The following is an 18,463-nucleotide window of genomic DNA, read 5'->3' as shown; positions in this document are numbered from 1 at the left end:
CTAGTCTGCCGCAGGCAGCAGCTGCTCCTGTAACGAATCGAACGCCTTGTGGCGCTGCTGCCAGTCCGAAGGCTGGCTGACGCGGGTGACCTGCACGGCGGTGACCTTGTATTCCGGGCAGTTGGTGGCCCAGTCCGAGTTCTCGGTGGTGATCACGTTCGCGCCCGAGCCAGGGAAATGGAAGGTGGTATAGACCACGCCCGGCTGCACCCGGTCGGTGATGCGCGCACGCAGCACCGTGTCGCCGGCACGGCTGGCCACGCCGACCCAGTCGTCGGCGGCGATGCCGCGCTCCTCGGCGTCATGCGGATGGAGTTCCAGCCGGTCCTCGTCGTGCCAAGTGGAGTTTGGCGTGCGCCGGGTCTGCGCGCCGACGTTGTACTGGCTCAGGATGCGCCCGGTGGTCAGCAGGAGCGGGAAACGCACGTTGACCTTCTCGCGCGTGGGCACGTACGGCGTCAGCATGAACTTGCCCTTGCCGCGCACGAAGCCCTCCACGTGCATCGTCGGCGTGCCATCGGGATGCGCCTCGTTGCACGGCCACTGCAGGCTGCCCATCTCTTCCAGACGCGCGTAGCTGACGCCGGTGAAGGTGGGCGTCAGCCGGGCGATCTCATCCATGATCTGCGATGGATGCGTATAGGCCATCGGGTAGCCCATCGCATTGGCCAGCAGCTGGGTGATCTCCCAGTCGGCGTAACCGGCCTTGGGCGCCATGATCTTGCGCACGCGCGAGATGCGGCGTTCGGCATTGGTGAAGGTCCCGTCCTTCTCCATGAAGGAACTGCCCGGCAGGAACACATGCGCGAACTTGGCGGTTTCGTTGAGGAACAGGTCCTGCACCACCACGCACTCCATCGCGCTCAACGCGGCGGTGACGTGCTGGGTGTTGGGATCGGACTGGCCGATGTCCTCGCCTTCGATGTAGAGGCCCTTGAATTCGCCATCCAGCGCGGCCTCGAACATATTGGGAATACGCAGGCCCGGCTCATCGTGCAGCGGCACGTTCCATTCCGTCTCGAACAGGGTCCGCACGGCCACGTCACTGACATGGCGATAGCCCGGGAACTCATGCGGGAACGACCCCATGTCGCACGAGCCCTGCACGTTGTTCTGGCCACGCAGCGGATTGACGCCCACGCCGGGCCGGCCGACGTTGCCGGTGGCCATCGCGAGGTTGGCGATGCCCATCACCGCGGTGGAGCCCTGCGAATGCTCGGTCACGCCCAGGCCGTAGTAGATCGCCCCGTTCGGCGCGCCGGCATACAGGCGCGCGGCGCGACGGACCAAGGCCGGGTCGACGCCGGTGTCGGCCTCCAGCGCTTCGGGCGAACGGCTCGCATCGGCCACGTAGGCGCGCCACTTCGCAAAGGCGTCGGCCTCGCAGCGCTCGGCCACGAACGGCTCATCGACCAGGCCTTCGGTGACGATCACATGGGCCAGCGCGTTGAGCATGGCCACGTTGGTGCCGGGGCGCAGCTTGAGATGCACATCGGCCGCGCCATGCGGCGTCTTGACCAGGTCGATGCGACGCGGGTCGATCACGATCAGCTTGGCGCCCTGGCGCAGGCGACGCTTCATCTGCGAGGCGAACACCGGATGGCCATCGGTCGGGTTGGCGCCCATCACCAGGATCACGTCGGCAAACTTCACCGAATCGAAGTCCTGAGTGCCGGCCGATTCGCCCAGCGTCTGCTTCAGGCCATAGCCGGTCGGCGAATGACAGACACGGGCGCAGGTATCGACGTTGTTGTTGCCAAAACCGGCACGCACCAGCTTCTGCACCAGGTAGGTTTCTTCGTTGGTGCAGCGCGAGGAAGTGATGCCGCCGATGGAGAACTTTCCGTACTGCTGCTGCAGGCGCTTGAACTCGCTGGCGGTATAGGCGATGGCCTCCTCCCAGCTCACCACCTCCCACGGATCGGTGATCTTCCTGCGGATCATCGGCGTGGTGATGCGGTCCGGATGGGTGGCGTAGCCCAGGGCGAAGCGGCCCTTGACGCACGAATGCCCGTGATTGGCGTGGCCATCGGCGTTGGGGGCCATCCGCACCAGGGTGTCGCCCTGCATTTCGGCACGGAACGAACAGCCCACGCCGCAGTACGCGCAGGTCGTCACCACGCTGTGGTCGGCCTGGCCGAGCTGGATCAGCGACTTCTCCGACAGCGTCGCGGTCGGGCACGCCTGCACGCAGGCGCCGCAGCTGACGCACTCCGATTCCAGGAAAGCCTGGTCCTGCCCCGCCGAGACCTTGGAATCGAAACCGCGGCCCTGGATCGTCAGCGCGAAGGTGCCCTGCACTTCGCTGCAGGCCCGCACGCAGCGCGAACAAACGATGCACTTGGATGGATCGAAGCTGAAGTAAGGGTTGGACGCATCCTTGCCGACGAACAGCGGATTGACGTGGCCGTCCTGGCTGACCGGCTTGGTGTGGTTCGCGCCCTCGTAGCCGTAACGCACTTCGCGCAGGCCAACCGCGCCGGCCATGTCCTGCAACTCGCAGTGGCCGTTGGTGGGACAGGTCAGGCAATCCAGCGGATGGTCGGAGATATACAGCTCCATCACCCCGCGCCGTAGCTGGGCCAGCGTGGAGGACTGCGTGCGCACCACCATGCCTTCGCTGACCGGCGTGGTGCATGAGGCTGGGTAACCCTTGCGGCCTTCGATCTCGACCAGGCATAGCCGGCACGAACCGAAGGCGTCCAGCGCGTCGGAGGCACACAGTTTCGGGATCTTGGTTCCCATCAACGCTGCGGCGCGCATGACCGAGGTGCCGTCGGGCACGTCGATCCAGTGACCGTCGATGGAGACGCTGACTTTCTTCAGCGGCTGCAGCTGGAACAGCTGCGGGTTCGGGGTACCAAGATCGGTTTCTGCGATGGAACGCATGTCAGCCTCCTAGGCAGCATTGTTCTGCCGGATGCGGTCGAAATCTTCGGGGAAATGGTCCAGCGCACTGAGCACCGGGAACGGGGTCATGCCGCCGAGCGCGCACAGAGAGCCGTGCAGCATGGTCTGGCAGAGATCGCGCAGCAGCGCCTCCTGGACGGCGCCATGCGTGGCGAAGCGGTCGATCACTTCCACGCCGCGCGTGGAGCCGATCCGGCACGGCGTGCACTTGCCGCAGGATTCGGCCGCGCAGAATTCCATCGCATAGCGCGCCTGTTGCAGCATGTCGACGGTGTCGTCGAACACCACGATGCCGCCGTGGCCGATCATGCCGCCGACCTTGGCGAACGCTTCGTAATCCAGCGGCGTATCGAACAGGGATTCCGGCAGGTACGCGCCCAGCGGCCCGCCGACCTGCACCGCGCGGATCGGCCGGCCCGACGCAGACCCGCCGCCGTAGTCGTAGAGCAACGTGCGCAGCGTGGTACCGAAGGCCAGCTCCACCAGCCCACCGCGCGCGATATTGCCGGTGAGCTGCAGCGGCAGCGTGCCGCGCGAGCGGCCGGTGCCCTGCGCCTGGTACGCGGCCGCACCATCGGCCAGGATCGCCGGCACCGCGGAAAAGGTGATCACGTTGTTGATCACCGTCGGCTTGCCGAACAGCCCTTTGATCGCCGGCAGCGGCGGCTTGAAGCGGACCATGCCGCGCTTGCCTTCCAGGCTTTCCAGCAGCGCGGTCTCTTCGCCGCAGATGTAGGCGCCGGCGCCGAGCCGCACTTCCAGGTCGAAGCGCCTGCCGGAACCGGCGATGTCCGGCCCCAGCCAGCCGGCGGCATACGCGTTGGCGATCGCGGCATTCAACGCGCGCCAGGCATGCGGGTATTCGCTGCGCAGGTAGATGTAGCCGTGGGTGGCGCCGACCGCGAGCCCGGCAATCGTCATGCCTTCGACCAGGCACAGCGGATCGCCCTCCATCAACATGCGGTCGGAGAACGTGCCGGAATCGCCTTCGTCCGCATTACAGACGATGTATTTCTGCGGCGCCTCGGTGTCGTGCACCGTCTTCCACTTGATGCCGGTCGGGAACGCCGCGCCGCCACGTCCGCGCAGGCCCGCATCGGTCACCGCCTGCACGATCTGCGCAGGCTCCATGGCCAATGCCTGCTGCACGCCACGCCAGCCGCCATGCGCCGCGTAATCCTCAACATCCAGCGGATCAATCACGCCCACGCGCGCGAACGACACGCGCTGCTGATCCTTGAAGTACGCATGCTGGGTGATATCGCCTAGCCGCAGGCCGTGTTCACCCCCGTCCAGCCAGCCGGCATCGAACAACGCGGCCACGTCCTCCGCAGCGACCGGCGCATACGCGATGCGGCCGGACGGCGTCGCGACTTCCACCAGCGGCTCCAGCCACAGCAGGCCGCGCGAGCCGTTACGGACGACGCGTACCTCGACACCACGCGCGTCCGCTTCGCGCACGACAGCCGCGGCAACCGCATCAGCACCAACCGAAACCGCCGCAGCGTCACCCGGCACATAGACCGTGACCGCGCTCATGCGGCCTGCTCCTCGCGGCCTGCGCACTCAGCCAGCAGCGCGTCCAGTCGCGCCGGCGTCACCCGCCCGTGCAGCTGGCCATCCAGCAGCAACGCCGGCGACAGCGCGCAGTTGCCCAGGCAATACACCGGCTCGACAGTGAAGCGGCCATCGGCAGTGTGGTGCGCGTCCGGCGACAGGCCGAGCTGCGCGCGCGCATGTGCCTCGAGTCCGCGTGCGCCCATCGACTGGCACGCCTCGGCCCGGCACAGCTGCAGCACGTGCCGGCCCGGCGGCGCGCTGCGGAAGTGGTGATAGAAGCTCACCACGCCGTGCACATCGGCGCGGGTCATGTTGAGCGCCGCGGCGATCGGCGCGACCGCGCCTTCAGGCACGTGGCCCAAGGCGTCCTGCACCGCATGCAGGATCGGCAGCAAGGCGCCGGGGCGCCCGCGATGCCGGGCGATGGCCACCTCCACCGGCATGACCTGCTCGGCGTCCAGCTGCGGCACGACTTCGGTGACCGATTCGATATGCCTAGAGCGCTTGCCCATGGGTCTGGTCTCCTTTCAAACAGCGCTAGTGGAACAACGCGAGCGCCTTCTGCAGCGTCATCCACACGCCCCACAACAGCGGCACGCCGACGGCGATCCACGAGACCGCCACCAGCACGCCCTGCCCGCCGGCCACGGCCACCGGTGCGCCACCGGCCACGGCAATCGCGGCCTTGGGCGGCTCGGTCTCGCGCAACTGCGCTTCGGTCATGTGGTACTTCGAGTTGACCGGGCGGATCGCCAGGTTGCACAGGAAGCCCAGCAACAGCAGGCCGGCCAGGATGTACATGGTCTGGTCGTAGACGCGCGCCGGCGGCAGGCCGCGGCCCAGCTGCCAGTCGCGCAGGTAGTTGACGATCAGCGGGCCGAAGATGCCGGCCGCGGCCCACGCCGTGAGCAGGCGGCCGTGGATCGCACCGACCATGCGCGTGCCGAACATGTCGGCCAGATAGGCCGGCACCGTTGCGAAGCCGCCGCCGTACATCGACAGGATGATGCCGAAGCCCAGCACGAACAGCGCCACGCTGCCGGTGGCACCCAGATGCGGCGCGGCGGCGTACAGCACCATGCCCAGCACGAAGAACACCGCATAGGTGACCTTGCGGCCGATCTTGTCCGACAGCGAGGCCCAGACGAACCGGCCGGCAATGTTGAACAGGCTCAGCAGACCCGTGAACGCCGCGGCGATGGTCGCCAGGCTCTTGAGCTGGGCTTCGTCCAGCTCGCGGAAGCCGGCGTCCACGCCGATCAGGCGTCCGCCGAACACTTCCTGCAGCATGGGCGAGGCCATGCCGATCACGCCGATGCCCGCGGTGACGTTCAAACACAGCACGGCCCAGATCAGCCAGAACTGCGGCGTGCGCCAGGCCTGGTGCAGGTGCACCTGCGCAGTGGTGATCATCGCGTTGGCGCTGGCCGCCGGTGGGGTCCAGTTGGCGGGCTGCCAGCCCGCGGGCGGAACGCGATACCCCAGCGCGCCGCACAGCATCGCCACGAAGTAGATCAGGCCCATCACCACGAAGGTCTGCCACACGCCGACCGACGTCGCATCGGCGAAATGCTTCATCAGCAGGTCGGCCAGCGGTGAGCCGATCATCGCGCCGCCGCCGAAGCCCATGATCGCCATGCCCGTCGCCATGCCGCGGCGGTCGGGGAACCACTTGATCAGCGTCGACACCGGCGAGATGTAGCCCAGGCCCAGGCCGACGCCACCGATCACGCCCGAGCCCAGCCACATCAGCCACAGCTGGTGCATGTACACGCCGACCGAGGAAATCAGCAGGCCGCCGCCCCAGCACACCGCCGCGACGACGCCGGCCTTGCGTGGACCGGCCTTTTCCAGCCAGCCGCCCCACAGCGCCGCCGAACACCCCAGCAGCACGAAGAACAGCGTGTACATCCAGCCCAGCATCTTCACCTGCCAGTCGCAGGTGGTGGTGAACAGCTGCGCCAGCGCGCTCATTTCGGCCGGGCACGCGACCGGCGCGGTCACGCCGATGGCCTTGGACAGCGGCAGCCAGAACACGCTGAAGCCGTAGGCCATGCCGATGCACAAGTGGATGGCCAGCGCGGCTGGCGGCACCAGCCAGCGGTTGAAGCCGGGCTTGGCGACGATGCGTTCGCGCGAGAGCAAACCGGGCGAAGCGAGACGGGAACCGGGTACGACGTCTGATGTGCTGGCCATGAACTCTCCCGAAGCGGTGGCTGGCGATACAGGCGTCATCGGGTGCGGCGCATATGTTCCCGATGACATAAGACGCGTGGGGTGCGCCGGATTCTAGACCCGTCCAATGCGGCGCTGCGGCGTTTCAACGCCCGCCAATGGTCGAATAATCGGCTCTGCAGGACCGATAGCACCGGTCAACATCCTGCGCTGCCCTGCACCACCGCCCGCCGAGGAGGCCCGCCCGTGTACAAGGTCGAGATCCGCCCGCAATGGACGCTACAGACCGTCGAGGGACAGGCCCTGCCGCCGCGCCTGATCGACCTGCTGCTGGCCGTGCACGAGACCGGCTCGCTGGCCGCGGCCAGCCGCAACGCCAACCTGTCCTATCGCTACGCCTGGGGGATCCTGCGCCAGGCGCAGGCGCTGTTCGGCATGCCGCTGCTGCGCTCCACGCGCGGTCGCGGCGCCCGGCTCACGCCACTGGGCGAGCGCCTGGTCTGGGCCGACAACCGCATCGCCGCGCGCCTGTCGCCGATGCTCGACAGCCTGGCCACCGAGCTGGAAGCCGAACTCTGCCGCAACCTGGCCAGCGCCGCCGCGCCACTGCGCCTGCATGCCTCGCACGGCTTCGGCGTGGAAATGCTGCGCAAGACAATGGCCGCGCTGGAACAGCCACTGGACCTCAAGTACCGCAGTCCCGACGACGCGCTGACTGCGCTGCGCGCCGGCGCCTGCGATCTGGCCGGCCTGCACCTGCCCATCGGCGGACTGGAAGGCGAACTGCTCCGCCATTATCAGGATCGGCTGGACGAGGCCGGCGATCGCGTGATCCATCTGGCGATGCGCCGGCAGGGTCTGGTCGTGGCACCAGGCAACCCAAAACGCCTGCGCGTGCTGAGCGACCTGCTGCGCGACGATGTGCGCTTCATCCATCGCCAGCCGGGCTCGGGCACGCGCCTGCTGCTGGAATGCATGCTGGCGCGCGAAGGCCTGCCGCTGTCGGCGATCCACGGCTGCGATGTCGAGGAACTCACCCACGCCGCGGTCGCCGCCTACGTGGCCAGCGGCTTGGCCGATGTCGGCCTGGCGCTGGAACCGCCGGCCCGGCGCTACGGGCTGGACTTCATCCCGATGATCACCGAGCACTACTTCTTCCTGTGCCAGGAACCTGCACTGCACAGCGGCCAGTTGCAGCCGATCCTGGAGCTGCTGCGCAGCGATCGGTTTCGCCACGAGCTGGGCCAGCTGCCCGGCTACGACCCCAGCTACTGCGGCACGGTGCAGACGCTGGCCGATGCGTTTCCTTCGATGGCGTCGGCCAAGGCCGATGCCATTTCGACCTAACGCCACGCAAGTCAGATGCGCCGCACGTGCGCGGCGCGCGGGCTTACGCCAGCAGGCCGGATTCGCGCATTGCGGCTTCGACCTTGGCCTGGTTGGCCGGTTCCAGCTCGGTCATCGGCAGGCGCAGGGTGCCGCCGCAGTGGCCCAGGCGCGACACCGCCCACTTGACCGGGATCGGGTTGGCTTCGACGAACAGCTGCTTGTGCAGCGGTAGCAGGCGCTTCTGCAGGGCGACGGCGGTGGCGACGTCGCCGGCGATCGCGGCCATGCACAGTTCGTGCATCAGGCGCGGGGCGACGTTGGCGGTGACGCTGACGTTGCCATGGCCGCCCAGCAGCATCAGCGCCACGGCCGTGCCGTCATCGCCGGAATAGATCGAGAAGCCTTCCGGCGCCTCGCGGATCAGCCACTGCGCGCGCTCGATATTGCCGGTGGCTTCCTTGATGCCGATGATCCCCGGCAGCTGCGCCAGGCGCAGCACGGTGTCGTGCGCCAGGTCGGCCACGGTGCGGCCGGGCACGTTGTACAGCACGATCGGCAGGTCGCCGGTGGCCTCGGCAATCGCGGCGAAATGGCGGTACTGCCCTTCCTGGCCGGGCTTGTTGTAGTACGGCACCACCTGCAGCTGGCTGTCGGCGCCGACTTCGCGCGCGAACTTGGCCAGCGCGATGGCCTCGGCGGTGGAATTGCCGCCGCAGCCGGCCATCACCGGCACGCGGCCAGCGGCCTGCTCGACGGTGACGCGGATGATCTCGCAGTGCTCTTCGACATCGACGGTCGGCGACTCGCCAGTGGTGCCGACCACGCCGATGCAGTCGGTGCCTTCGGCCACGTGCCAGTCCACCAGTTTGCGCAGGGCGGCGTAGTCGACGCTGCCGTCCTGGTGCATGGGGGTGACGAGCGCGACGATGCTGCCGCGCAGAGGGGCATGGGAAGTGGTCATGAAGGCAACTGAACGGGTGACGGAAAAGAAGAGCGCAGATTCTAAGCGCCGCAGCGCAGCATCGCGCGCCTTTGGATCCGTGATTTGCTGTAATGCCCGGCGGTGTCACTTGCAACCATTTATCCAGGGTCACCGCATGCTGTGAGCGCGTCGATTTCCGGCCCGCCGGTTCGTCATGGTCAAACAAGCGCACAGATCGCGCGCGCAACGCATACCCCAAGGAGAACGTTCGTGATCCCCAAGAACCTGCTCTGCCTCTGGTATGACGGCACCGCGCTGGATGCGGCCGAGTTCTACGCCAAGACCTTCCCCGACAGCCACGTCGGCCCGGTGCATCGCGCGCCGGCGGATTTCCCGTCCGGCAGGGGCGGCGACGTGCTCACCGTCGAATTCACCGTGATCGGCATTCCCTGCATCGGCTTGAACGGCGGACCGGCGTTCAAGCACAGCGAGGCGTTTTCGTTCCAGGTCGCCACCGACGACCAGGCCGAAACCGACCGCCTGTGGAACGCCATCGTCGACAACGGCGGCCAGGAGAGCGAGTGCGGCTGGTGCAAGGATCGTTGGGGCCTGTCGTGGCAGATCACGCCGCGCGCCCTGACCGAAGGCTTCACCGATCCGGACCCGGCCGTGGCCAAGCGTGTGTTCGAAGCGATGATGACGATGCGCAAGATCGACATCGCCAAGATCGAAGCCGCGCGCCGCGGCTGAGCGCCGCGCCCAAACAAAAACCCCTGCCCGCCTCGCGGCGGACAGGGGTCTGGTCTTACACAACGAAAACGTGAATCAGGTCTTCGGCAGCGCGTAGGCCACGACGTAGTTGCCGCGCTTGGTCTTCATGAAGTGATGCCCGGTGGCGGTGATCACCACGTACTCGCGGCCATCCTGCTCGTAGATCATCGGCATCGCCTGGCCACCAGCCGGCAGCTTCGCGGTCCACACGGTCTTGCCGGTCTTGACGTCGATCGCGTGGATCAGGTCATCGGTCGCCGCGGCGATGAAGGCCAGGCCCGACTTGGTCACCACCGAACCGCCGTTGTTGGGCGTGCCGATGTTGATCGGCAGGCCGGTCGGCAGGCCGAACGGGCCATTCTTGCGCGCGGTGCCGAACGGGCGATCCCACACGGTGCGGCCGGTGCGGATGTCGATGGCGCGGATCCCGCCGTACGGCGGCTCGGTGCAGAGCATGCCGGTGTACTTCAGCTGCCAGCCGGCGTTGACGTCCACGGCCACCGGGATGCCTTCCTGCGGATCGCCCGCGCCTTCGGCGTGTGCGTCGGCGGCCGGATCGTTGAGGATGTCCTTGGCTTTCCAGCCCAGCTTGTCGGCCACCGCACGCGGCACCAGCTTGGTGTAGTTCACCATGTCGTTGTAGTTGGCGATGATCAGGCCGCGGGCCGGATCGAACGCCACGCCACCCCAGTCGATGCCGCCGTTGTAGCTCGGGTAACCCAGGATCGGGTGCTCGGTGCTCGGCGGAGTGAACTCGCCGCGGTAGTCGGCCTGGTGGTACTGGATGCGGCACACCAGCTGGTCGATCGGGGTCAGGCCCCAGGTCTTGGCCGGGGTCAGCTCCGGCTGGGCCACGGTAGCGAACTTGGAGAACGGCTGGGTCTTGGTGCGCTCGGACGGCTCGAAGCCACCCTGCGGCACCGGGCGCTCTTCAACATCGAACAGCGGCTTGCCGGTCTCGCGGTTGAGAACGTAGATCTCGCCATTCTTGGTCGGGAAGATGATCGCCGGCGTGCGGCTGCCATCCTTCTGCGGGTAGTCCACCAGCGTCGGCGGCGAACCCGGGTCATAATCCCACACGTCGTTATGCGTGTTCTGGAAGGTCCAGCGCGGCATGCCGGTGTCGATGTCCAGCGCGGTCAGCGACGGCGAGTACTTCTTCTCGTTGGCGTTGCGGGTCGACGAGTAGTAATCGCCCGAGGCATTGGCCACCGGCAGATACACCAGGCCCAGCTTGTCGTCGCCGGTGAACGAGGTCCACACGTCGGGCGAGCCGCGCTTGTAGAGGTCCTTGCCTTCGCGCGGGGCGGGGTTAAGCGGATCGGCCGCGTCCCAGGCCCACTTCAGCTTGCCGGTACGCACGTCGTAGGCCTTGGTCACGCCGGCCGGGCCGAACGCACGCTGGCCGTCGACCGTGGTGTGCGCGACCACCAGCGTGTCGCGGATCACCGCCGGCGGCGAGGTGATGGCGACATAGCCCTGGTAAACCTCGCCCATGTCGTCGGTGATGCTGATCTGGCCGTTGTCGCCGAAGCCGGTGCAGCGCTTGCCGGTGTCGGCGTCCAGTTCGATCACGCGCGCATCGAGGGTGCCGACGATCACGCGACGGTCGCACAGCGCGCCGGTCGGGGCCGATGCGGCGGCGACCTGCTGACCGTCAGCGGCGGCCGGCGTTGCGGCGGTCGCGGGCTCGGCGAAGTACGCCATCGAACGGCACGAAGGCGTGTACGGCACCGACTGCGGGGTGATGCCCGGATCGAATTCCCACTTGTGCTCGCCCGTGGCCGCGTCCAGCGCCACCACCTTGTTGAGGTAGCCGCACACGTAAACCAGGTTGCCGATCTTCAGCGGGGTGTTCTGCACGCCCCAGCGGGTGTCGGTCGGGATGTCGCCGACTTCGGCCTGCCAGGCGACCTTGAGGTCCTTCACGTTGGCCGGGGTGATCTGCGCAGCGGACGTGTAGCGGGTCGTGGCCTGGTTGCCGCCGTAGGCCGGCCAGTCGGTGGAGGCGATGTCATGCCCCACGCCCGTGCCGGTCTGCGCTTCGAAGGTCGGGCTGTCGCCATCAGGCACGTCCGAGGCTTCAGTCACGTGGTGCGGCACGAAGGCCAGGCCACCGGCCACCAGAAAGGCAGCGACCAGCACGCCAGTCACGCCATTGGCCTTCGCCCGCGAGACACCAGCATGCAGCGCCGGCAGCAGCAGCGAGAACCAGATGCCGAACACCAGCACCAGCGCGAAACGCGGCACCCAGCCCCAGTAATCCGTGCCGGATTCCCAAATCGTGAACAGCAGGGTCAGCACGAACAGCGTGCCGAACCAGCCGGTCGCGCTCGCCCGGCCACGCCAGAGCTGGACTGCACTGCCCAGGCTCAGCACGCCGGCGATGGCGTAGTACCAGCTGCCGCCCAGCGCGATCAGCCAGAGGCCGCCGCCCAGCAAGAAAAGGCCGAATGCGCATAAGCAAAGCGCAAGCAGCCACCGCCCCGCGCGTGCGGGGACCTGTGTGGATGTCGTCATGTTCATCACCTGAAGAAAACTCCAACGCGCTTCCGCTCACGGGGCGCGTTGATCGTGGGAGGGTTGCAGGCGGAAACCGCCTGTTCCTGCCGGGACGTCGGGGGCCTTGCGGGTCCGGGGGCGTACTGGCGTGGCTTACGGCCGCAATGCATCGCGGTTGGGCCTGTTCAGAAGATTACTGAAGCGTCATTCAGGCGAAAGTGAAGACATCGCATCATCCGTCGGGCGCGATTGACGCAATTTCGGCAGCGCACCGGCACGTAAAGAAATAGAAATTACAATGAAGGGTTGAGTTTGCCGTGGGCCGCACGAGCCGGCCGATCTGCGCCAGCGTTGCGCTTGAAGTGTCCAGGTCGGCCGATCACCGCTGAAGACCGGGCATTCCCGGGACTTCGTGCAGGTTCGACGGCCCGCGCTGACCGCGCGGTTCTTCACTGTCGCGGCCGGCAAGCGCACGGCCAGATCAGACGGCCAGCGTCGCCCCTCGTAGAACAATGCTTGTCGCCAAGCACGACACGCCGCTTTCGCTGGACGGCACAGTCCCACGCCCGCCGCGCTCGCGGCGCGGATGAAAGCAGCTGGCGGAGCGCGCCAGAGGCGCCCCACCAGCGGCGAAGCTCAGCCTTCCAGATTGATCCAGGTCGCCTTGATCTCGGTGTACTTGTCGAAGGCGTGCAGCGACTTGTCGCGGCCGTTGCCGGACTGCTTGTAGCCGCCGAACGGCGCGGTCATGTCGCCGCCATCCCAGTAGTTCACCCACACGCTGCCGGCGCGCAGCTTGCGCGTGACGCGATGCGCCCGGGCGATGTCGCGCGTCCAGACCGCAGCGGCCAGGCCGTACTCGCTGTCGTTGGCGAACTTCAGCGCCTGCGCTTCATCGGTGAAGCCAATCACCGACAGCACCGGCCCGAAGATCTCCTCGCGGCTGATCGTGTGCCCATGCTGCACGCCGTCGAAGATGGTCGGCGCGATATAGCAGCCGCCCTCCTCCACCTGTGCCTGCTGCCCGCCCAGCGCCAGGCGCGCGCCTTCTTCTTGGCCCTTGGCGATATAGGCCATCACCCGCGCGACATGGCCGGCATCGACCATCGCGCCCATTGCGGCGCCCGGCGTGAACGGATGCTGCGGCTGCAGCTTCCTGCCGGCCTCGACCACGCGCGCGACGAACTCCTCGCGGATCGACTCTTCCACCAGCAGGCGCGAGGCCGCGGTGCACACCTCGCCCTGGTTGTAGAAGATCGCCGAGGCCGCGGCCTGCGCCGCCTTGTCCAGGTCCGGCGCATCGGCGAAGACGATGTTCGGGCTCTTGCCGCCGCATTCCATGTAGGCGCGTTTCATGTTCGACAGGCCGGCGCACTGCAGCAGGCGCTTGCCGACCGCGGTCGAGCCGGTGAACACCAGGCCATCGACATCCATGTGCAGCGCGAGTGGCTCGCCTGCGGTCTTGCCGAAACCCGGCACCACGTTGAACACGCCAGCCGGAATGCCCGCCTCCATCGCCAGCGCCGCCAGGCGCAGCGCGGTCAATGGCGACTTTTCCGAGGGTTTGAGCACCACCGAATTGCCCATCGCCAGCGCCGGAGCGATCTTCCAGGCCGACATCACCAACGGGAAATTCCACGGCACGATCGCGCCGACCACGCCCAGCGGCTCGCGCGTGATCATGCCCAGCTCGCCCGGACCGGTCGCCGCCACTTCGCCGTAGACCTTGTCGATGGCCTCGCCGGTCCAGGCCAGGCAGCGCGCCGTGGCCGGCACGTCGTAGCCCAGGGCATCGTCGACCGGCTTGCCCATGTCCAGCGACTCCAGCAGCGCCAGCTCGTCGGTATGCGCAGTGACCAGTTCGCCGAACTTCTGCAGCACCTTCTTGCGATGCACCGGCGTGGTGTTGGCCCAGTCGCCGACTTCGAAGCTGCGCCTTGCGGCCATCACCGCCTTGTCGATATCGGCCGCGCCGCCGTCGGCCACCTGCCCCAGCACGCGCCCGTCGATGGGGCTGATGCAGTCGAAGGTCGCGCCGCTGGCTGCATCCACATAGCGACCGTCGATGAAGGCCTGGGTGGCGATGGACAGCGTGGCGGCCTGGGTCTTGCGGGATTCCAGCGTGGCACTCATGGGCATGTCCTGTGGAGGCGCGGAAAGTCAGAAGGTGGCAGGCGTATTGGCACTGACGATGACGGCCTCGGCATCGCTTAAGTTGCGGAACCGGTGCGGCACGCGGCTTTCGAAGTAATAGCCTTCGCCGGCCTGGAGCACGCGCACCTGGTCGCCGACGGTCACCTCGACAGCGCCGGAGACCACCACGCCGCCTTCCTCGCCGGCATGGACCAGCATCGTCTCGCCGGTATCGGTGCCCGGCGGCATCACCTCGCGCAGGATGCACATCTGGCGCTGGGTCACGCGCTGGCCGACCAGGAAATAGTGCACGCCGTTGCTGCCCACATCGGGCGTGTCGGCGACGGTGTAGAACGGGCTGTCCGGCGGTCCGGCATCCAGGTCCAGGGTGAAGAAATCGGCCAGCGAGATCGGGATGCCATCCAGCACCTTCTTGAGCGAACTCACCGACGGGCTGACCTTGTTCTGCTCGATCAGCGAAATGGTGCTGTTGGTGACACCCACGCGCTTGGCCAGCTCGCGCTGGCTCAGCTGTTTGGAAGTCCGTACCTGCTGCAGGCGTGCACCGATGTCCATCGACCCGTGGCCCTCGAACGTGTTGCGGATTCTTGACACTACGGCCGCATTGAGCCCCTTTCCAGGCTTGGTTGTAAAGTTTTTTCAACGCGATACGCTAGCCCGACCCGCCCTCTTGGGCCGACTGCCGGAGTACGCATGAGCGCCGATTCGCTGTCCCCGAACGCCGGCTACGCCGCCCATTACGCCGAGCTGGGCGCGCAGATGCCGGCCTCGATGGAGGCGTTCTGGATGCCCTTCACCGCCAACAAGGCGTTCAAGGCCAAGCCGCGCCTGCTGGCCAGTGCCTCGGGCATGCACTACAAGGACGTCGAGGGCCGCGAAATCCTCGATGCCTGCGCCGGCCTGTGGTGCGTCAACGCCGGCCATGCGCGCCCGCGCATCGTCGAGGCGATCAAGCAGCAGATCGGCACGCTGGATTTCGCGCCCAACTTCTCCATGTCCTCGCCGCTGCCGTTTGTGCTGGCCGAGCGGCTGGCCGCGCTGACGCCGGGCAAGCTCAACCACGTCTTCTATACGAACTCCGGCTCCGAATCGGTGGACTCGGCGCTGAAGATCGCGCTGGCCTACCACCGCGCCCGCGGCGAGGGCCAGCGCACGCGGTTGATCGGCCGCGAGAAGGCGTACCACGGCGTCGGCTTCGGCGGCATCGCCGTCGGCGGCCTGCCCAACAACCGCAAGTGGTTCGGCCCCGGCCTGCCCGGCGTGGACCACCTGCGCCACACGCTGGACATCGAACGCAACGGTTTCTCGCAAGGCCTGCCGCCGCACGGCGTGGAATGGGCCGACGAGCTGGAGCGCGTGATCACCCTGCACGATCCGTCCACGATCGCCGCGGTGATCGTCGAGCCGATCTCCGGCAGCGCCGGCGTGATCCTGCCGCCCGATGGCTACCTCAAGCGAATCCGCGAGATCTGCACCAAGCACGGCATCGTGCTGATCTTCGACGAAGTGATCACCGGCTTCGGCCGCGTCGGCAAGGCGTTTGCCTCGCAGCGCTTCGGCGTCACGCCTGACATCATCACCGCTGCCAAGGGCATCACCAACGGCTGCGTGCCGATGGGCGCGGTGTTCGTCTCGGAGGACATCTTCGATGCCTTCACCCACGGCCCGGACAGCGCGATCGACCTGTTCCACGGCTACACCTATTCCGGCCATCCACTGGCCTGCGCGGCCGCGCTCGCCACGCTGGACACCTACGCAGAAGAACAGCTCTTCGAAAAGGCGATCGACCTGGGCGACTACTGGCAGCAAGGCCTGCATTCGCTCAAGGGCCTGCCCAACGTGATCGACATCCGCAACTTCGGCCTGATCGGCGCGATCGAGTTCGCCCCACGCGCCGATGCGCCGGGCGCACGCGGGTTCGAAGTGTTCCGTCGTGCGTTCGAGGATGGGCAGATGCTGACCCGCGTGACCGGCGATGTGATCGCGCTGTCGCCGCCGTTGATCCTTGAGAAGGAACACATTGATCGGATCTTCAATGTGTTGGGGGATGTGATTCGGGCGACGGCGTAGGCCGTCCTTTTTATTGAGCAGAAAAAGCAAAGGCTTTCACGCCGCTTCGCGGCGCGAGCCACTTTTGTCTTGGCAAAAGTAGCCAAAACCGCCAGCGCCTGACACTCGCCGATGCTGCGCATCGGTCCCCTGCGCTCCTCGCCGGAAACGGCACGGCGCGGGAACTCGCTTCGCTCAGACACCCGCGCCTCTTCGGCCGTTTCCGCCTGCGGTGCTCGGCTCGCTTTGAAGGCGCTGAAGATCAAGAGCGAAACCAAAGCAAAAGCCAAAACCAAGGCAGCCGGGCTTGCTCGGCTGCCTTGCTGTTGCCGCTGTTGCTTCTGTTTCTCTGGCTTGCGCTCTCAAACCCTCCGTGAGGCACGGCGGAGGGGCGAGACAAAGACCCGCAGGGCGACGAGCATGGATGCACGTCGTTTTTGGAAGGGACAGGGATGTCCCTTCCAAAAAATCCCTCGTCACATAGCGCACCTGCGAAGCAGACGTGCCGCCCGGAGTGTGTTGACCAGACATGCGTCTGTGGAAAAGCGCTTCTTTGCCTACCTTTCTTTGCACAAGCAAAGAAAGTAGGTCGGGCGGCGAAGCCGCACGAAAGCTCTCGCTCCAGAGAAAGGCGACATCAGACACCAGCAATCAAACGCGCGGTAACACCACCACCGCCACCGCCCCACCCTCACCATTCCCCAACGACACGCGGCCGCCATGCAACCGCACCACCTCGCGCACGAACGGCAGCCCCAAGCCCGTTCCGCGCTGCCCGGTCGCCGGCGCCGCCAGTGAATAGAAGCGCTCGAACACCCGCTCCAGCGCGTAATCCGGCACGCCCGGCCCGCCATCACGCACGCTGATCTTCACCTGATCACCGTCCGCCACCGCGGACAACCCGATCCGCCCGCCGCGGGGTGAAAACGCAATCGCGTTATCCAGCAGGTTGGACAACGCCTGGCGTAGCAGGAAGCCGTCACCCTGCGCCGCCAGCCCTTCGGCGACGTCGATGTCCAACGCCACCTCGGCCGCGCGCAGCCGGGTACCAACCGCCTCGGCCGCTTGCGCGAACACCTCGGCCAGCACCACGCGCTCGCGCGTTTGCAGCCAGCCGTGCTGTTCCACTTCGGCCAGGGCCAGCAGCTTGTCGATGGTCAGGGTCAGGCGCTGCTGCTGATCCAGGATGTTGCGCGCGAAGCGCTGGCGCTCGGCCTCTGGCAACGGCTCCTGCAGCAGCTCGGCCGCGCCACGGATGCCAGCCAGCGGGCTTTTCATCTCGTGGGTCAGCGACTGCACGTACTGCTCGACGTAGTCCTTGCCTTCCAGCTTGCGGCGCATGGTTTCCAGCGCACGGCCCAGGTCCCCGATCTCGTCGCGACGCGGCTTGGGCGGCGCCACCGGCTGGCCGGCGCTGACCGCCTGGGCATAGCGATTGAGGCGGCCGATGCCGCGCGACAGCCACCAGGTCATCAACAGTCCGATCAGTGCGGACAATCCGATCAGCCAGCCACCGCGACGCAGGATGCTCTGCTGGCTGGCCGCGATGAAGGGCTCGAAGGTGCGATTGGGCTGCGACAGGGTCAACACGCCGATCAGTTTTTTAGGCGTCATGCCCGGCGCATAGATCGGCGCGGCCACGTGCATCACGGTGTGGACCTCGTCCTGTGGTGACTCGGGGCTGGAACGCGCGCCGTATTCACCGCGCAGGGTGCGATAGACATCGTTCCACTGCGAATTGTCACGCCCAAGGTCCCGCCCGCGCGAGTCGAACACCACCACGCCGTGCGCGTCGGTGATGCTGACCCGGTAATCGACGCGCTTCTTGGGGATCTGCCAGATATGCGCATCCACCTCGCGCTCGGCCGCCGCTTCCATGTCGCGGGAGAACGTACCGCCGTTGATCCTGCCGGCCGCTAGGTCGTCGGCCGCCATCACCGCCAGCACGTTGGCCGTGTCGACCAGCGTCGATTCCATCGCCTGGCGCACGCCAGGCTTCACTTCATTGACGAAGACGCGCATCACGAAGAACGCGGCCAGGCCGGTGATCAGGAAGAACCCCAGGAACAGGCGAAGGCCGATCTTCACCCG

12 protein-coding genes are annotated in these 18,463 nt (G+C 67.0%); 3 read left to right on the top strand and 9 right to left on the bottom strand.

Annotation, left to right across the window (positions count from 1 at the left end; all coding sequences use genetic code 11):
• Genes fdhF through BMZ17_RS13730 form a run of 4 tightly spaced genes read right to left on the bottom strand, consistent with a single transcriptional unit; the run spans position 1 to position 6,666 of the window.
• The gene (gene fdhF / locus BMZ17_RS13745) at positions 1–2,889 is read right to left on the bottom strand and encodes a formate dehydrogenase subunit alpha (protein WP_093139105.1); all 2,889 of its coding nucleotides are present in this window, start codon (positions 2,887–2,889) and stop codon (positions 1–3) included.
• Between the two features lie 9 nt (positions 2,890–2,898).
• On the bottom strand, positions 2,899–4,449 hold the full coding sequence (locus tag BMZ17_RS13740) for a formate dehydrogenase beta subunit (protein WP_093139104.1): 1,551 nt from the start codon (positions 4,447–4,449) through the stop codon (positions 2,899–2,901).
• Complete coding sequence (locus BMZ17_RS13735; RefSeq protein WP_093139103.1) at positions 4,446–4,982, bottom strand: formate dehydrogenase subunit gamma; 537 nt, start codon at positions 4,980–4,982, stop codon at positions 4,446–4,448. The genes BMZ17_RS13740 and BMZ17_RS13735 overlap by 4 nt, the downstream gene beginning before the upstream one ends.
• A gap of 25 nt (positions 4,983–5,007) precedes the next feature.
• Positions 5,008–6,666, bottom strand: a complete 1,659-nt coding sequence (locus tag BMZ17_RS13730) for an OFA family MFS transporter (protein ID WP_093139102.1) — start codon at positions 6,664–6,666, stop codon at positions 5,008–5,010.
• Positions 6,667–6,891: 225 nt separating this feature from the next.
• On the opposite strand from BMZ17_RS13730, the gene BMZ17_RS13725 reads away from it, so the two are divergent.
• Positions 6,892–7,992: a helix-turn-helix transcriptional regulator gene (locus tag BMZ17_RS13725; RefSeq protein ID WP_093139101.1), complete on the top strand. Its 1,101-nt coding sequence runs from the start codon at positions 6,892–6,894 to the stop codon at positions 7,990–7,992.
• Between the two features lie 43 nt (positions 7,993–8,035).
• On the opposite strand, the gene dapA is transcribed toward BMZ17_RS13725, so the two are convergent.
• On the bottom strand, positions 8,036–8,935 hold the full coding sequence (dapA, locus tag BMZ17_RS13720; protein WP_093139100.1) for a 4-hydroxy-tetrahydrodipicolinate synthase: 900 nt from the start codon (positions 8,933–8,935) through the stop codon (positions 8,036–8,038).
• Positions 8,936–9,166: 231 nt separating this feature from the next.
• Here dapA and BMZ17_RS13715 point away from each other — a divergent pair, with 231 nt between their 5' ends.
• A complete protein-coding gene (locus BMZ17_RS13715; RefSeq protein ID WP_093139099.1) occupies positions 9,167–9,646 on the top strand; it encodes a VOC family protein in 480 nt (159 codons plus the stop codon).
• Between the two features lie 75 nt (positions 9,647–9,721).
• On the opposite strand, the gene BMZ17_RS13710 is transcribed toward BMZ17_RS13715, so the two are convergent.
• From BMZ17_RS13710 to BMZ17_RS13700, 3 genes are all read right to left on the bottom strand, one after another.
• Positions 9,722–12,187 carry a membrane-bound PQQ-dependent dehydrogenase, glucose/quinate/shikimate family gene (locus tag BMZ17_RS13710; RefSeq protein ID WP_093139821.1) on the bottom strand — a complete coding sequence of 822 codons (2,466 nt, stop codon included), beginning with the start codon at positions 12,185–12,187 and terminating at the stop codon, positions 9,722–9,724.
• A gap of 618 nt (positions 12,188–12,805) precedes the next feature.
• Positions 12,806–14,302 carry an aldehyde dehydrogenase gene (locus tag BMZ17_RS13705; RefSeq protein ID WP_093139098.1) on the bottom strand — a complete coding sequence of 499 codons (1,497 nt, stop codon included), beginning with the start codon at positions 14,300–14,302 and terminating at the stop codon, positions 12,806–12,808.
• A 27-nt stretch (positions 14,303–14,329) separates the two neighbouring features.
• Complete coding sequence (locus tag BMZ17_RS13700) at positions 14,330–14,878, bottom strand: cupin domain-containing protein (protein ID WP_093139097.1); 549 nt, start codon at positions 14,876–14,878, stop codon at positions 14,330–14,332.
• Between the two features lie 204 nt (positions 14,879–15,082).
• Between BMZ17_RS13700 and BMZ17_RS13695 the strand changes: the two genes are divergently transcribed.
• The gene (locus BMZ17_RS13695; RefSeq protein ID WP_093139817.1) at positions 15,083–16,393 is read left to right on the top strand and encodes an omega-aminotransferase AptA; all 1,311 of its coding nucleotides are present in this window, start codon (positions 15,083–15,085) and stop codon (positions 16,391–16,393) included.
• A gap of 630 nt (positions 16,394–17,023) precedes the next feature.
• On the opposite strand, the gene creC is transcribed toward BMZ17_RS13695, so the two are convergent.
• Positions 17,024–18,460, bottom strand: coding sequence for a two-component system sensor histidine kinase CreC (gene creC, locus BMZ17_RS13690; protein WP_093139096.1), 1,437 nt, complete (start codon positions 18,458–18,460; stop codon positions 17,024–17,026).
• Between the last annotated feature and the right edge of the window lie 3 nt (positions 18,461–18,463).

This window comes from Pseudoxanthomonas sp. GM95, from assembly GCF_900109775.1.
Lineage (GTDB): Bacteria > Pseudomonadota > Gammaproteobacteria > Xanthomonadales > Xanthomonadaceae > Pseudoxanthomonas_A.
Note: the sequence above shows the minus strand (reverse complement) of the source record. Positions and strands in the feature narration are given on the sequence as shown.

Excerpts from the sequence above, each read along its gene's own strand:
- fdhF (WP_093139105.1), bottom strand. The coding sequence starts at position 2,889 with ATGCGTTCCATCGCAGAAACCGATCTTGGTACCCCGAACCCGCAGCTG.
- BMZ17_RS13740 (WP_093139104.1), bottom strand. The coding sequence starts at position 4,449 with ATGAGCGCGGTCACGGTCTATGTGCCGGGTGACGCTGCGGCGGTTTCG.
- BMZ17_RS13735 (WP_093139103.1), bottom strand. The coding sequence starts at position 4,982 with ATGGGCAAGCGCTCTAGGCATATCGAATCGGTCACCGAAGTCGTGCCG.
- BMZ17_RS13730 (WP_093139102.1), bottom strand. The coding sequence starts at position 6,666 with ATGGCCAGCACATCAGACGTCGTACCCGGTTCCCGTCTCGCTTCGCCC.
- dapA (WP_093139100.1), bottom strand. The coding sequence starts at position 8,935 with ATGACCACTTCCCATGCCCCTCTGCGCGGCAGCATCGTCGCGCTCGTC.
- BMZ17_RS13710 (WP_093139821.1), bottom strand. The coding sequence starts at position 12,187 with ATGACGACATCCACACAGGTCCCCGCACGCGCGGGGCGGTGGCTGCTT.
- BMZ17_RS13705 (WP_093139098.1), bottom strand. The coding sequence starts at position 14,302 with ATGAGTGCCACGCTGGAATCCCGCAAGACCCAGGCCGCCACGCTGTCC.
- BMZ17_RS13700 (WP_093139097.1), bottom strand. The coding sequence starts at position 14,878 with ATGGACATCGGTGCACGCCTGCAGCAGGTACGGACTTCCAAACAGCTG.
- BMZ17_RS13695 (WP_093139817.1), top strand. The coding sequence starts at position 15,083 with ATGCCGGCCTCGATGGAGGCGTTCTGGATGCCCTTCACCGCCAACAAG.